This window comes from Bacillus cereus group sp. BfR-BA-01408, assembly GCF_022663305.1.
In the GTDB taxonomy this organism is placed as follows: Bacteria; Bacillota; Bacilli; order Bacillales; family Bacillaceae_G; genus Bacillus_A; species Bacillus_A pacificus.
Window position 1 is genome coordinate 26,059 of record NZ_JAKUFF010000044.1, and the last position, 13,758, is coordinate 39,816.

A 13,758-nucleotide genomic window follows, 5' to 3' on the forward strand; every position below is an offset into this window, starting at 1 on the left:
GCAGCCCATCCTTTTATTTACGCCCAAATCACTTTCATTAAGTTTTTATATTCGTCATTTGCTAATTTATATAGCATTCTCGTATGTTCAAAGACAAGTGCTGGATTAAAGTTTGGTTCTGAGAATGCAAGAGATGTTGAAATGTCAATTGCATTTTGCTTGTTTAATGTGAATTTTGCAAAGCGATAAGATGTGTTTAATTCATTAATAACGTGCAAAATATCATTTGTTGCTGTTGCATCAGGTACGTGAGCAACATTGAAGCAGTATATATCTACAGTAGGATGTTCGTTTTGGAAAGCAGCGATAAGTTGAATTTTTGCGCCAGCTTCTGTCTCTAACCCTACTGAAAAATGAACAGAACCATCATTTTCATCTATATTTTCTTCCATGTATATATCGTTTGACTTTAAGTAGTCTTTAAAATCTGAGATGTTATGTTTTACTGCAGCTTTCATATGTATGAGCCCCCTGATAATTGGAATAGATTGCTACTATTTATTATAATTTAAAAATATTAAAAAAGATAGTTAGAAAGTTCTGATTTTTGATTGTGACGGAATAAAAAGAAGCAGTACTCTACCTCCATAGAGAACTGCTTCTTTATTATTCATTGTCGTTAGACGATGTTTCTGTATCTTCATTGCTATTTTTATTTTTCACTTCATTGTTACTTGATTCGCGTTCACTTGAATTTTCAGACTTAGATTCTTTTGTTTTCTCTGTACTTGTTTTTTTCGAATCAGAGTCTGTTTTTGTATATGCAGGTAATCCAAGGTGCGTACGAAGATCGTTTGTAACTTTTGCTAATTCTTTTTTATCTGGATTGTAGTAATACGTTCGGCCGCCACCAGCAGATTTGCTACAAGTATCATCACCTTTTGCCATGTAGCAGTCTTCACCTTGAATTTGTAATTTTTCAATTTCTGAATCCGATCCGTACTTATAGAATGAAAGCATATCATCGAATGTTAAGTTTGTAACGAATTGTCCGTTAATATCATCAATGATGTTACCAACTTTTGTTACAGATCCAACGCTTGTTAGTTTCTTTAAAATTGCTTCAATAACGAGCTGTTGACGTTGCCCACGCATTGCATCACTATCGATGTGGCGTGTTCTAGCAAGAGCAAGAGCTTCTTCACTATTTAGCTTTTGAACACCTTTCTTCAGGTGAATTGCATCAGCATTATCATTACTATCTTGTTCCGTAAATTCAACGGGTACATCAACTTCAATGCCGCCTAAATCGTCGACAATTTTCATAAATGATTTAAAGTTAAACTTTACAAAGTAATCAACAGGAACATTTAGTAATTTTTCAACTGCATCAATACTTGCTTGTGGTCCACCATCTTTTCCATTTTTAGTAGAACCGTATGCATGAGCGTGTGTAATTTTATCTTTTTTCTTTTCCACTGGAATATACGTATATGTATCTCGTGGAATACTTAATAGTTTTACAGTTTTGCTATCTTTATTAAACGTTGCAAGTAATAGTGCGTCCGTTCTTATAGCATCACCATATTCTTTCCCACGGACATCGCTTTCATCGACACCCATTACTAAGACAGAGACATTGTTTGTAATAGGTTTTACAACTTTATCACGTAAATCAGATTTATCACCGCGTGCTAAATCGTGTGCGGCATTTCGAACAGCAGAAGATGCTTTATTTACTAAAAACCAAGTATAACCGCCACCTACTATTAAAAAGAATAGAATAACGCTTATAATAATTTTTGTTTTTTTCTTACTTTTTTTCGGTTTACTACGTGTATTTTCTTGCAAAGATGGGTTTTGCTCCATTTCCTGTACTCCTTCATTTGGATTGAAATACGACACTCATATCCACTTATTATAATGAAATTTGACGAAAAAAAACATTACAAAACATTTACATTTCGTAAAAATTCAATTTATTTATAAAAAGTCAGATTTTTTATATTTTATTTTTGAGATGTAGAATAAGTATAAGTTGTTTTAGTGGAAATGAAAATATGTATTGTGAGAAAGTAATAGAGAAGTAAGATTTGTTGAAATATAGCCATGAAGAAATGAGTAGGTTTAATTATTTCTTCTATATAATAAAGAAGAAATTTACGGATAAAGGAGAGGGCATAATGAATCATACATCATTCCGAGCAATCGTTGTGAACGAAACAGAAAATAAGCAGTTTGTAAGAAACGTTGTAGAGAGAGAAGTAAGTAGTTTACCTGAGGGAGACGTATTAATACAGGTTCATTATTCTTCATTAAATTATAAAGATGCTCTTTCAGCTACAGGTAATAAAGGTGTTACGAGAACATATCCTCATACGCCAGGAATTGATGCAGCAGGAGTGATTGTAAGTAGTGAAGATGCTACCATTAAGGTAGGAGATAAAGTCATTGTAACGGGATATGATTTAGGGATGAATACTTCTGGTGGTTTTGGAGAATATATTCGCGTGCCGGCATCTTGGATTGTCCCTTTACCAGAGGGAATGTCATTAAAGGAAAGTATGATGTACGGGACGGCAGGTTTTACAGCCGCTTTATCAGTATATAAGCTTATTAGAGCAGGAGTAACGCCTAGTATGGGCGATGTTTTAGTAACGGGTGCTACAGGCGGTGTAGGAAGTGTAGCTGTTAGTATTTTAAGTAAGTTAGGGTTTAGCGTAGTAGGAGCGACAGGAAAAATGGAAGAGGAACAGATGCTATTACGTCTAGGAGCGAAAAAAGTGATACATCGCGCGGAATTGAATGATGAATCAGGAAGACCAATGTTAAAAGGAATATACGCCGGGGTTATCGATACTGTAGGTGGACATATGTTAGAAACAGCTTTAAAAACGGTAAAGTATGGCGGGTGCGTAACGACATGCGGTAATGTGGCAGGCCAGCAAGTACAAACAACGGTATATCCGTTTATTTTACGAGGTATCAGCCTGTTAGGGATAGATTCAGTGCAATGCCCAGTGGATGTGAGAAGAGATGTGTGGACGCTCCTAGCCAATGAATGGGGAAATAAAGAGTTGCGATCTTATACAGAAGAATGTGCATTAGAAGAATTAGATGAGAAGTTTACACTTATATTGCAAGGAAAGTTAAAAGGAAGAACGGTTGTAAATATGAAATGAAAAAAGAGACGCTCACGTTAGCGTCTCTTTCTTATTATAATGATTGTTTTAAATTGATTTTACCTTGTTCACCTAAAACACCATCAGCGATATTTACAGCGTGATCGCCAATACGCTCTAAGTTACTTACCATATCAACGAAGATGATACTTGCATCACCTGAACAGCTACGTTCGTTCAGACGTAATACGTGACGTTTACGAAGAACACGTTCCATTTGATCGATTTTACGTTCTTTTGCAATAACAGTTTGAGCTAGTTCAGTATCGAAGTTTGTTAAAGCTTCAACTGCGTCTTGTAATGTTGAAATCGTTAATTCAAGCATTTCATTTAGTTCAGTTAGTGCCTCGTCTGATAGGGAAACACGGTTTGAGATTTGGAAATCTACAAGTTCTACAAGGTTTTCTACATGATCACCGACACGTTCAATATCTCCAACAACACCTGCTAGAACTGAATGCTTCTCAGAGTCTGTCGGTGAAAGTGGTTTTTCTGATAGTAAAACTAAATACTCGGTAATCTTTTTATCTAAATTGTTAATAGCTCCTTCTAATTGAGTAGCCATGTCAGCGTGTTTTTTATCTTGTGTGTTTAAAAATTGGTTTGCTTCTTTCAATCCATGTAATGAAAACTCAGCCATACGAATAATTTCTTTTTGTGCTTCTGTTAAAGCAATAGCTGGAGATTGTTCAATAAAGATTGGATTTAAATGTTGCGGTTTGAAATCAATAGCAGCATCTTCACCACGAATAATTTTCGTTACAATCCATGCTAATACAGCGATGAATGGGAACTGAATGATTGTATTCGTTACGTTAAACGTTCCGTGTGCAAATGCAATTGTCATTTCTGGATTTAAGTTTAATGACGTTTGGAAATATTGAATTAAATTTGTAAAAGGTATTAATAAAATCGTAAAGATGATTGTACCGACAATATTAAAGATAACGTGAACCAATGCTGCACGTCTTGCAGCAATTGAAGTACCGATTGCTGCTAATACTGCTGTAATTGTTGTACCGATATTATCACCGAATAATACAGGAAGGGCAGCTTGTAAATCGATTGCACCTTGACCGAATAGTTCTTGTAAAATACCGATTGTTGCACTTGAACTTTGTACAATTAAAGTGAAGACTGTACCAACAACAATACCTAAAATTGGATTATCACTCATGCTAACTGTTAATTCTTGGAATGACTCTAAAGAACGAAGAGGCTTCATACCGGTGCTCATTAGTTCTAAACCGAAGAATAACATACCAAAACCGAATATAACTTGACCTAAAGAATGTACTTTTTTATTTTTAAAGAAGAATAGTAAGATAGCTCCAACTGCCATAATTGGAAGAGCATATTCTCCGATTTTAATTCCGATAATAAATGCAGTAACTGTCGTACCGATGTTCGCACCCATAATAACACCGATTGCTTGTCTTAATGTCATAAATCCAGCACTTACGAGTCCGACTGTTAAAGCGGTTGTTCCTGAACTTGATTGGATTAATACAGTAACTAACATACCTGCTAGTACACCCATTAGTGGGTTTGTTGTAAAGCGATCTAGAATATCGCGAAGACGATCTCCAGCAGCTTGTTGCAGTCCATCGCCCATGTATTTAATCCCGAATAAGAAAATACCTAATCCACCAATGAACTGGAAGATCATATCTTGAACATTATATTCCACGCATTCCACTCCTTAAATTTCATGTACGATGTAATTATTAACTGAACCTTGAGGCACTGTAAACGGTTTATCCGTAAAATTTACACTAAATTTACAAAGGGAAGAAAAGTTTACAATTCCTTAAAGAAATGGCTGTATTTTATTGGTTTTTATCTTGTATAAATCTTAATTTTGTAAAGAAATCACACTTTTTAGAATAGTATTGTTCGGTTGAATATGAAGGAAAGCGTCTGCGAGTTCATCGTATATTTTTTGATGAAAGTTAAAAAAATATGTAGGAAAATGCATGTAGTTTTATAACATCAAAAATACGAAAAAAAGCCACTGAAATTATCCAGCAGCTTTTTCTCTGTTTTTATTTCCATGCTTTTGTTTTTTTACACTTGTGATGTAAATGAACAGGAAAGCAATAAGTAGTAGAGAGGAATAACGATATACAGTTGCGTAGTTTGTAAAATGTGCAATGAATCCAAAAATAATTGCGCCAGCACCAATTCCTAGGTCAAATGCTGAGAAGAATGTAGCTGTTGCAACTCCTCGGCGGTGAGGTGCTACTCGGTCGATCATCCACGCTTGTAGAGCAGGTTGAATCGCTCCAAATCCACTTCCGTAGCATGCTGCCGCAATAATTAAACTTGGAATTGTAGTTGTATACGACAATAAAATAATACCTATAAACGTAATAATAACTCCTGGAATAATAACGAATGTATGACCTTTCGCATCATATAATTTTCCAGAAAACGGCCGAGTGACGGCGATTGCAAGTGCATTAAATAAGAAGAAGAGGCTTATATCAGCAATTCCGACTTCCGTAGCAAATAATGTAATAAAGCTCCCAATTCCTCCGTACATTAATGTAATACATAATATTAATAATGAAGGAAGTAAAGCTTTACGTTCAATAAATCCATCAAGGAAGGTACCAGATGTTTGCTGTGGTGATTGCGGCGATTTTTTGATTTGAAGTAGTTTCGTTAATATTAATGAAACAATTGTACAGGAAAGTGCACATAAAAAAAGAATCGTGAAGTTATATGTTTGCATAAGCCAAAGTCCGATAAGTGGACCGAGCGCCATTGCAATCGTTCCAGAAAGACCGAAATATCCCATGCCTTCACCACGGCGAGCTTGCGGAATTAAATCTGAAACGACAGTTCCATATGTAGTCGTTGTAATACCAAAACCAGCTCCGTGTAAAATTCGAACGGCAAGCAATAGGAAAACAGTTGAAGCGAAAAGGTAACTACCCATAGCGAGTAAACAAATAGCAGTACCGATCATTAAAATGATTTTTTTGCTAAATTTTTGCAAGGCATTTCCAGTTAGCGGTCTAACAAAAAGTGCCGCAACAGTAAACATGCCGACAACGAATCCGATATTGGAACTTGTACCTCCAATTTCTTTCACATAAACGGGTAAAGTAGGAATTAACATTTGAAATCCTAAAAACATACATAAGTTTGCTAGAATTAGCGCGACAAATTCTTTCGTCCATAACGGTTCTCGTTTTACGAGTATTGCTTCTCCCATGTATTCATCCCCTATATAAAAAATTTCTCTTTTCTTTCGAGTATATGTATTGGCCAATGTAACAGTCAAGGAAGGTGCCTTGAAAACGTAAAACAATTTTCGAGGTAAAAAACTGACAAATTTGTGTAAAAGCTACACAACTATGAAAAAAAGTTGTAAAGTATAGATGTATAGACTTGTAGTTGTTATGAATGATAGAAATTATTTTTTCTTTAAAGAAAGCGGATTCAAAAAGTAGTGAATGAGAAGGGGATATATACTTTTTCACTACATATATTTGAAAAGGTTTACAAAACAATGAAGAAAGAGGCGTGTACATATGAGACGATTAGGTATTTCTATTTATCCAGAACATTCAACAGTAGAGAAAGATAAGGAATATTTAACATTAGCAAGTAAATACGGATTTACACGTGTATTCACATGCTTATTGTCTGTAGATGGAGAAAAAGAGAAAATTATAGAAGAGTTTAAAGAAACGATCTCTCATGCAAATGCATTAGGGTTCCAAGTATTAGTTGATATTAGTCCAGCTGTTTTTGAACAACTAGGTATTTCGTATAATGATTTATCATTCTTCCATGAACTAGGTGCGTACGGTATTCGTTTAGATGTTGGTTTCTCAGGATTAGAAGAATCAATTATGACTTACAATCCGTATGGCTTAAAAATTGAGATTAATATGAGTAACGGTACGAAGTATGTAGATAATATTATGAGCCATAGACCAAATCGTGAAAATTTAATTGGTTGCCATAATTTTTATCCACATCGTTATTCTGGATTATCATACGATCATTTCATTACATGCTCGAAACAATTTAAAGATTACGGTATGAGAACGGCTGCTTTTATTTCATCATTTGATGCAACATATGGACCTTGGCCCGTAACAGAAGGATTATGTACGTTAGAACAGCATCGTGAACTACCAATGACAACACAGGCGAAGCATTTATTTGCGACAGAATTAATTGATGATGTTATTATTGCGAACGCTTATGCATCAGAAGAAGAATTACAAGCACTAGGTGCATTAAATAAAGAGAAACAAACATTTGATATAGAGTTATATGATACAACGACAGAATTAGAAAGAATTATCGTATTAGACGAACCTCATTTTTATCGCGGGGATGTATCTGAATATATGATTCGTTCGACACAAAGCCGTGTGAAATATAAAAAAGAAGAGTTTAAACCTCATAATACACGTGAAATTAAGCGTGGCGATCTTTTAATTGATAATGAGCAATATGGCCAATATAAAGGTGAATTGCAAATTGCATTAAAAGATATGGTGAATACAGGAAAAACAAATGTAGTTGGTCGAATTGTAGAAGAAGAGATTTTCTTACTAGACTATTTACAAGCATGGGATAAATTCGGATTTACATTAAAGAAATAGATAAATTAAAAAAGGAAAAAACTACTGACCTCAGCAGCTTTTTCCTTTTTATATATAAATTGCGAGAGGAAGAGCTATGACAAAGGTGCATCAGCGATTAGTTTCTATTTTAGAGGAGTTTTTAGAAGAGAAATCGATGTTAAATCGAGCTTTTTTAGCGAGCCGTTTACATGTATCAACGAAGACGATTCAAAAAGATATAAAATTATTAAATGATATATTGGAAGAAAACGGAGCGAAAATTGAATCACAGCGAGGGACTGGATACGAACTAGAAATTATACAAACAAAGCAGTTTGAAGAGTTTTGCGTGAGTCTATTTCAAAAACAGACAGAAAAAATCCCAACTTCTTATGAAGAAAGGGTAGCGTACATTCTGCAACGTATTTTAACGACTGAGGGATATGTGAAGCTTTCACAGTTAGCAGAGGAGATTTATGTAAGTAAATCGACTGTAAATTTAATTATGAAAGATGTGACAGATATATGTGGTCGCTATCAATTACAAATTGAAAAGAGACCATATTATGGTATACGTATTGTGGGAGAGGAGTTTCATATTCGTTCTTGTTTATCACAATACGGTTTACCGCGTTATGATCATACTCCGTTTCATGAGCAATTTGAGCAGAATGATACATACTTATCGTTACCTCATATACCGCTTATCCGTTCGGTTATATTAAAGTATATCGAAGGAGGAACGATATATTTATCAGATATAGAAATTGATAATTTAGTCATTCATATTGCAATTGCATTAAAGCGTTGTGAAGATCAACATTATATGAAAGGACTACATGTAGAGCAAGCTGAACTTATAATAAAGAAAGAATATACAATTGCGAAAGAGATTTTAGGGGATTTAGAGAAAGAGTTGCATCTTTCATTTCCAGAAGAAGAAGTTTTATATGTGACGATGCATTTATTAAGTACTGCTGTTACAACGAAAGATCGTTATGAAAATGTGGAAGAACTATTAGGAAAAGATCTATATGCATTCATGCAACATATTCTTTTTAAAGTAGCGGAAGAACGGAATCTTATTTTTTATTATGATGAAGAATTATTATTCGGGTTTGGTGTTCATTTAAAAACGTTATTAAACCGTTTGAAGTATAAGTTAAATACGAGAAATCCTCTTTTGGCAGAAGTGAAAAAGAATTATCCGTATGCTTTTGAAATTGCGGTTCTCGTTGGAGATATAATTGGTGAATACACGGGAGAATCGATTCCGGAAAGTGAAATTGGTTATATTGCGATTCACTTCGGCGGAGCGATGAGTCGTTTACAGGAACAGAATCAAAAGAAAAGATGTTTATTAGTTTGTGCGACTGGTCAAGGAAGTGCTCAACTATTGAAATATAAAATTCTATCACAGTTTCGAGATAAATTAGAGATTGTAGGGATTACAGGTTATTATCAATTGAAAGTAGAAGATCTCTACAAAGAAAAGATAGATTGTATTATTAGTACGATTCATATACCAAGTGGTTTACCTGTGCCCGTTATAAAAGTAAACTCAATATTTGATGATAAAGAGATTAAGTCAATTGGTCAGCAGTTATTTACGCATGTGAATAATAGTGTGCAGCAATATATGAAGGAAGATTTAATCTTTTTAAATCACAGTGCTTCTACAAAGGAAGAGGTTATCCAATTTTTATGTGAGAAAGCTGCTGAGAAAAATTATGTACCAGAAAGCTTTTATGACTCTGTTATGGAAAGAGAGAATACATCCCCTACAGCGGTTGGGAATTTAGTTGCGATTCCACATCCGATGCAGTTATTAAGTGAGAAAACATTTTTGATGTTTTGTACACTTGATAAAGCGGTTGACTGGGGAGATAAGAAAGTACAAGTTATTATTTTATTTAGTGTAAAGCGCAATAATAATGAAGATTTACAAAAGCTTTATGATTTTTTATATGATATTATGTCTAATCAAAATACGATAGAGAAATTAGCTCAGGCTGAAGTGGTTGAAGATTTTCAAGAGATATTATTATCGTTATAAGAGAAGTATATAAAAACTTCCGTTACACAACGGAAGTTTTTTATGTTTAATTGTATGCGTTTTCATAATAAGATAACAATATAGAAAAAAGATGGTTTGGGGGAATTTAAAATGACTGATATGCAAACTCCATTTGCGTTAATTTTACATGGTGGCAACGCGAGAAGCGCGTCACTTGAAGCAATTGCTTTTGCAAGACAAGGAGATTTTGAGAATGCGAGTGAAAAGATGACACTTGCTAGGGAAGAAATTTCAGCAGCTCATCGTATTCAAACAGACTTAATTCAAGAAGAAGCAAGAGGAAATCATGCAGAAATCAGTTTACTGTTAGTGCATGCACAAGATCATTTAATGAATGCAATTACAGTGAAAGAACTTGCTGAAGAATTTATCACTCTTCATAAACGAATAGAAGAGAAAGTGACAGTATAAGATGTACATTTTATTATGTTGTGCAGCAGGCATGTCAACGAGTATGGTTGTAAGAAAAATGCAAGAAGAGGCAATGAAACAAGGGAAGGATTATAAAATTAAAGCAGTTGATTCAGAACTTGTGAAACTGGAAATAAAAAATGCTGATGTTGTTTTAATTGGTCCGCAAGTGAAATATTTATTTCCAGCCGTAGAGTTTCTTGCAAATTCATACAATATACCAGTTGCGATTATAGACCAACGAGATTATGGCATGTGTGATGGTTTGAAAGTACTGAAACAAGCAGAACAATTAGTTTTAGCATAATTATATTTTTTAAATATAAACATTATAATGTTATAACTTTATTTCATCCTTTCATAGAAAAGAGAAAGAGGAGGGGTTTTGATGAATGGTTTTATGAGTTTTATGGAACAAAAGATTATGCCAACAACACAAAAGATTGCCGGACAGCGACATTTATTAGCAATTCGAAACGGGGTTATTTCTACATTACCTTTAACGATTGTCGGATCATTTTTCGTTATCTTTTTAAACTTACCAATTGATGCATATATGGAGTGGATTGCACCGTTTCGCCATATTTTAGATATTCCATTCCGATTTACAGTAGGACTAATGGCGTTATACGCAGCATTTGGGGTAGGGGCTTCACTCGCGAACTTTTATCAGCTCAATCAGTTAAGTGCAGGGTTATTATCTGTACTCGCCTTTTTACTAGCATCAGTTGAACCAATTCAAATTACGAAAGCCGTACCAGGTGTTATTGATGCAGGTAGATACATTTCAGTAGGAACATTAAGTGCAACATCTTTATTCGGCGCAATTGTTACAGCTTTAATTGCAGTAGAAATTTATCACTTTATGATTAAACATAATATCTCAATTAAATTACCAGATAGTGTACCACCAGCAGTTTCAAATTCGTTTGCAGCATTAATTCCAACGTTAGCAGTTATTCTTTTATTCTGGGGCATTCGTTACGGTTTGAAATTTGATGTAAATACAACAATCACATATTTAATCGCACCACTAAAATCAGTATTAGTAGGAAATAATTTATTCGGCGGTTTATTAACAGTATTCTTAATCGTATTCTTCTGGTCATTCGGTATACATGGCCCTGCGATTTTAGGACCGATCATTCGTCCAATGTGGGATTCAGCAATTCTTGAAAATATGGAAGTATTCACAGCTACAGGAAATGCACATCAATTACCAAACCTATTTACAGAGCAATTTATTCAATGGTTCGTATGGATCGGTGGATCAGGATCGACGTTAGCTTTAGTTATTATGTTTATGTTCTCTAAATCTAAGTTCTTAAAAGAGTTAGGTAGATTATCATTCGTGCCAGGCTTATTCAATATTAATGAACCAATTATTTTCGGGGCACCAATTGTAATGAACCCAATCCTAATTATTCCGTTCGTAATTACACCGTTAGTGACAACGACAGTATCATATTTCGCAGTTGTTTCAGGTATGATTCCGATGATGATGGCGAAATTGCCATTTACGATGTTAGCGCCAATTGCAGCGGTTATTAGTACGGACTGGACAATTATGGCTGGTGTACTTGTACTTGTTAACTTTGTTATCTCATTCGTTATTTACTATCCGTTCTTCAAAATGTATGAGAAACAACAATTAGCAGGAGAGGAGAAAGAAAAATGCTCGGAGCAATTATCATCTTAATTACATTTGTAGCGGGGCAGTGTATTGCACATTATTCAAAATGGGTACAAAGTAAATCGTTATTAATTTTACTATTAGTATCAATTGTATTTATCGGTAGTTCAATGGGTGCCTATGTAATGCTAAGCTTACAATCACCGTACGTAATTATTGTACCAACGATTTTATGTGCAACATGTTTATCTGCAAAATATAGATTTACGAGCATGGCATTAATACAACGTGTGAAGGAGATGCAAAAGCATGGAGCGTAAATTAGGAATTTCACTTTATCCAGAGCATTCAACGAAGGAAAAAGATATGGCATACATTTCGGCAGCGGCACGCCACGGTTTTTCAAGAATATTCACATGCCTATTGTCTGTGAATCGTCCGAAAGAAGAGATTGTAGCTGAATTTAAAGAAATTATTCATCATGCAAAAGATAACAATATGGAAGTTATTTTAGATGTAGCTCCGGCTGTCTTTGATCAGCTTGGTATTAGTTATAGTGATCTATCATTTTTCGCAGAGTTAGGTGCAGACGGTATTCGATTAGATTTAGGGTTTGACGGATTAACTGAAGCGAAAATGACAAATAACCCGTACGGCTTAAAAATTGAGCTAAACGTAAGTAACGATATTGCGTACTTAGAAAATATTCTTTCGCATCAGGCAAATAAGTCAGCTTTAATTGGTTGTCATAACTTCTATCCGCAAAAATTTACTGGACTTCCATACGAATATTTCATTCGCTGTAGTGAACGTTTTAAAAAACACGGTATTCGCACGGCAGCGTTTATTACGTCACATGCAGCTAACATCGGTCCATGGGATATTAACGACGGATTATGTACATTAGAAGAGCATCGTAATTTACCAATTGAAGTACAAGCGAAGCATTTATGGGCGACAGGGCTAATCGATGATGTCATTATCGGAAATGCTTATGCGAGTGAGGAAGAGTTGGAGAAAATAGGAAATTTAAATCGCTACATGTTACAGTTAAAGGTACACTTTGTAGACGAGGCGACTGAAGTAGAGAAGAGAGCCACGCTGCAAGAATTACACGTAAGACGCGGCGATATAACAGAATATATGGTACGTTCTACAGAAGTACGTAAGAAATACAAGGACTATGACTTCCCGGTGCGCGAAAGTGTACGACAGGAAAGAGGGCAAGTTGTAATTGGAAACAATTCATTTGGTAAGTATAAAGGTGAACTACAAATCATTCTAAAAGAAATGCCGATAGATGAACGGAAAAATATTGTCGGTACAATTGCAGAAGAAGAGTTATTCTTACTAGATTATGTAGGAGCTTGGACGCAGTTTACTTGTGTGGAATAGGGGAGAGAAGGAGAGGATGCTGTGGCATCCTCTTTTTTCTGTTGAAATGGTAGTCTATCGTATATAGAATTGGACGGGAGTGAAGGAGAAAGAATGTAAGAATCATAAAAAAAGAGTCAGCCTCAATGAGACTGACTCTTTTTTTACTAACTAGTTTAATACTTTAACTGTAACTGTTTTACGTCCCCAGCTACTTGATGAACCTTTATCTGGCATTAAAACGTCGATTTTATTACCTTTAATAGCTCCACCAGTATCACCAGCGATTGCTACTCCGTAACCTTCAACCCATACTTTTGAACCTAATGGAATGACACTTGGATCAACCGCGATTAGTTTCATGTTTGGATTAGCTGTTAAGTTGTGACCTAAAGCTGATTTTACTTGGTCGCCTGCTTTATAACCATTTTCAAGTGGATCTGCTGTATAAGCTGTTGCTACAACGCGTAACTCACGAGAAGATGATGGTGCACTTGTTTCAGTTTCTTTTGCGACAGGTTGTTGTGTAGCTGGTTTTTGAGCTTTAGC

General features: G+C 35.0%; 13 protein-coding genes. 8 read left to right on the forward strand and 5 right to left on the reverse strand.

The genetic code is table 11. The features are described 5' to 3' along the window. Window positions 1-17: 17 nt before the first annotated feature. Both MR083_RS17500 and MR083_RS17505 read right to left on the reverse strand, forming a co-directional pair. Window positions 18-458 (reverse strand): hypothetical protein, encoded by a 441-nt coding sequence (locus MR083_RS17500; protein ID WP_000642359.1) that lies wholly within the window; start codon window positions 456-458, stop codon window positions 18-20. Window positions 459-606: 148 nt separating this feature from the next. Then, complete coding sequence (locus MR083_RS17505) at window positions 607-1,809, reverse strand: LCP family protein (protein WP_000437424.1); 1,203 nt, start codon at window positions 1,807-1,809, stop codon at window positions 607-609. A 314-nt stretch (window positions 1,810-2,123) separates the two neighbouring features. Here MR083_RS17505 and MR083_RS17510 point away from each other — a divergent pair, with 314 nt between their 5' ends. Next, complete coding sequence (locus MR083_RS17510; RefSeq protein ID WP_242269652.1) at window positions 2,124-3,122, forward strand: YhdH/YhfP family quinone oxidoreductase; 999 nt, start codon at window positions 2,124-2,126, stop codon at window positions 3,120-3,122. 34 nt (window positions 3,123-3,156) lie between these two features. On the opposite strand, the gene MR083_RS17515 is transcribed toward MR083_RS17510, so the two are convergent. Beyond that, window positions 3,157-4,812, reverse strand: a complete 1,656-nt coding sequence (locus MR083_RS17515; RefSeq protein WP_242269653.1) for a Na/Pi cotransporter family protein — start codon at window positions 4,810-4,812, stop codon at window positions 3,157-3,159. A gap of 330 nt (window positions 4,813-5,142) precedes the next feature. Next, window positions 5,143-6,345, reverse strand: a complete 1,203-nt coding sequence (locus MR083_RS17520; RefSeq protein WP_016716534.1) for an MFS transporter — start codon at window positions 6,343-6,345, stop codon at window positions 5,143-5,145. A 319-nt stretch (window positions 6,346-6,664) separates the two neighbouring features. Here MR083_RS17520 and MR083_RS17525 point away from each other — a divergent pair, with 319 nt between their 5' ends. The 7 genes from MR083_RS17525 (at window position 6,665) to MR083_RS17555 (ending at window position 13,230) form a co-directional block, all read left to right on the forward strand. Next, window positions 6,665-7,753 carry a DUF871 domain-containing protein gene (locus MR083_RS17525; RefSeq protein ID WP_001253342.1) on the forward strand — a complete coding sequence of 363 codons (1,089 nt, stop codon included), beginning with the start codon at window positions 6,665-6,667 and terminating at the stop codon, window positions 7,751-7,753. 76 nt (window positions 7,754-7,829) lie between these two features. Next, the gene (locus MR083_RS17530; protein WP_242269654.1) at window positions 7,830-9,770 is read left to right on the forward strand and encodes a BglG family transcription antiterminator; all 1,941 of its coding nucleotides are present in this window, start codon (window positions 7,830-7,832) and stop codon (window positions 9,768-9,770) included. A gap of 111 nt (window positions 9,771-9,881) precedes the next feature. Further along, on the forward strand, window positions 9,882-10,202 hold the full coding sequence (locus MR083_RS17535) for a PTS lactose/cellobiose transporter subunit IIA (RefSeq protein WP_000131336.1): 321 nt from the start codon (window positions 9,882-9,884) through the stop codon (window positions 10,200-10,202). A gap of 1 nt (window position 10,203) precedes the next feature. Then, a complete protein-coding gene (locus tag MR083_RS17540; protein WP_000275647.1) occupies window positions 10,204-10,509 on the forward strand; it encodes a PTS sugar transporter subunit IIB in 306 nt (101 codons plus the stop codon). Window positions 10,510-10,590: 81 nt separating this feature from the next. After that, window positions 10,591-11,901: a PTS sugar transporter subunit IIC gene (locus MR083_RS17545; protein WP_001013055.1), complete on the forward strand. Its 1,311-nt coding sequence runs from the start codon at window positions 10,591-10,593 to the stop codon at window positions 11,899-11,901. Then, the gene (locus tag MR083_RS17550) at window positions 11,877-12,155 is read left to right on the forward strand and encodes a hypothetical protein (RefSeq protein WP_000900026.1); all 279 of its coding nucleotides are present in this window, start codon (window positions 11,877-11,879) and stop codon (window positions 12,153-12,155) included. Before MR083_RS17545 ends, MR083_RS17550 begins: the two co-directional genes overlap by 25 nt. Further along, window positions 12,145-13,230, forward strand: coding sequence for a DUF871 domain-containing protein (locus MR083_RS17555; RefSeq protein ID WP_000440037.1), 1,086 nt, complete (start codon window positions 12,145-12,147; stop codon window positions 13,228-13,230). Before MR083_RS17550 ends, MR083_RS17555 begins: the two co-directional genes overlap by 11 nt. Window positions 13,231-13,380: 150 nt before the next feature. Here the strand turns inward: MR083_RS17555 and MR083_RS17560 are convergent. Further along, a partial coding sequence (locus MR083_RS17560; protein ID WP_242269655.1) for a 3D domain-containing protein occupies window positions 13,381-13,758 on the reverse strand: 378 nt, incomplete at its 5' end.

Excerpts from the sequence above, each read along its gene's own strand:
- MR083_RS17525 (WP_001253342.1), top strand. The coding sequence starts at position 6,665 with ATGAGACGATTAGGTATTTCTATTTATCCAGAACATTCAACAGTAGAG.
- MR083_RS17500 (WP_000642359.1), bottom strand. The coding sequence starts at position 458 with ATGAAAGCTGCAGTAAAACATAACATCTCAGATTTTAAAGACTACTTA.
- MR083_RS17550 (WP_000900026.1), top strand. The coding sequence starts at position 11,877 with ATGCTCGGAGCAATTATCATCTTAATTACATTTGTAGCGGGGCAGTGT.
- MR083_RS17535 (WP_000131336.1), top strand. The coding sequence starts at position 9,882 with ATGACTGATATGCAAACTCCATTTGCGTTAATTTTACATGGTGGCAAC.
- MR083_RS17530 (WP_242269654.1), top strand. The coding sequence starts at position 7,830 with ATGACAAAGGTGCATCAGCGATTAGTTTCTATTTTAGAGGAGTTTTTA.
- MR083_RS17540 (WP_000275647.1), top strand. The coding sequence starts at position 10,204 with ATGTACATTTTATTATGTTGTGCAGCAGGCATGTCAACGAGTATGGTT.
- MR083_RS17520 (WP_016716534.1), bottom strand. The coding sequence starts at position 6,345 with ATGGGAGAAGCAATACTCGTAAAACGAGAACCGTTATGGACGAAAGAA.
- MR083_RS17555 (WP_000440037.1), top strand. The coding sequence starts at position 12,145 with ATGGAGCGTAAATTAGGAATTTCACTTTATCCAGAGCATTCAACGAAG.
- MR083_RS17510 (WP_242269652.1), top strand. The coding sequence starts at position 2,124 with ATGAATCATACATCATTCCGAGCAATCGTTGTGAACGAAACAGAAAAT.
- MR083_RS17545 (WP_001013055.1), top strand. The coding sequence starts at position 10,591 with ATGAATGGTTTTATGAGTTTTATGGAACAAAAGATTATGCCAACAACA.
- MR083_RS17505 (WP_000437424.1), bottom strand. The coding sequence starts at position 1,809 with ATGGAGCAAAACCCATCTTTGCAAGAAAATACACGTAGTAAACCGAAA.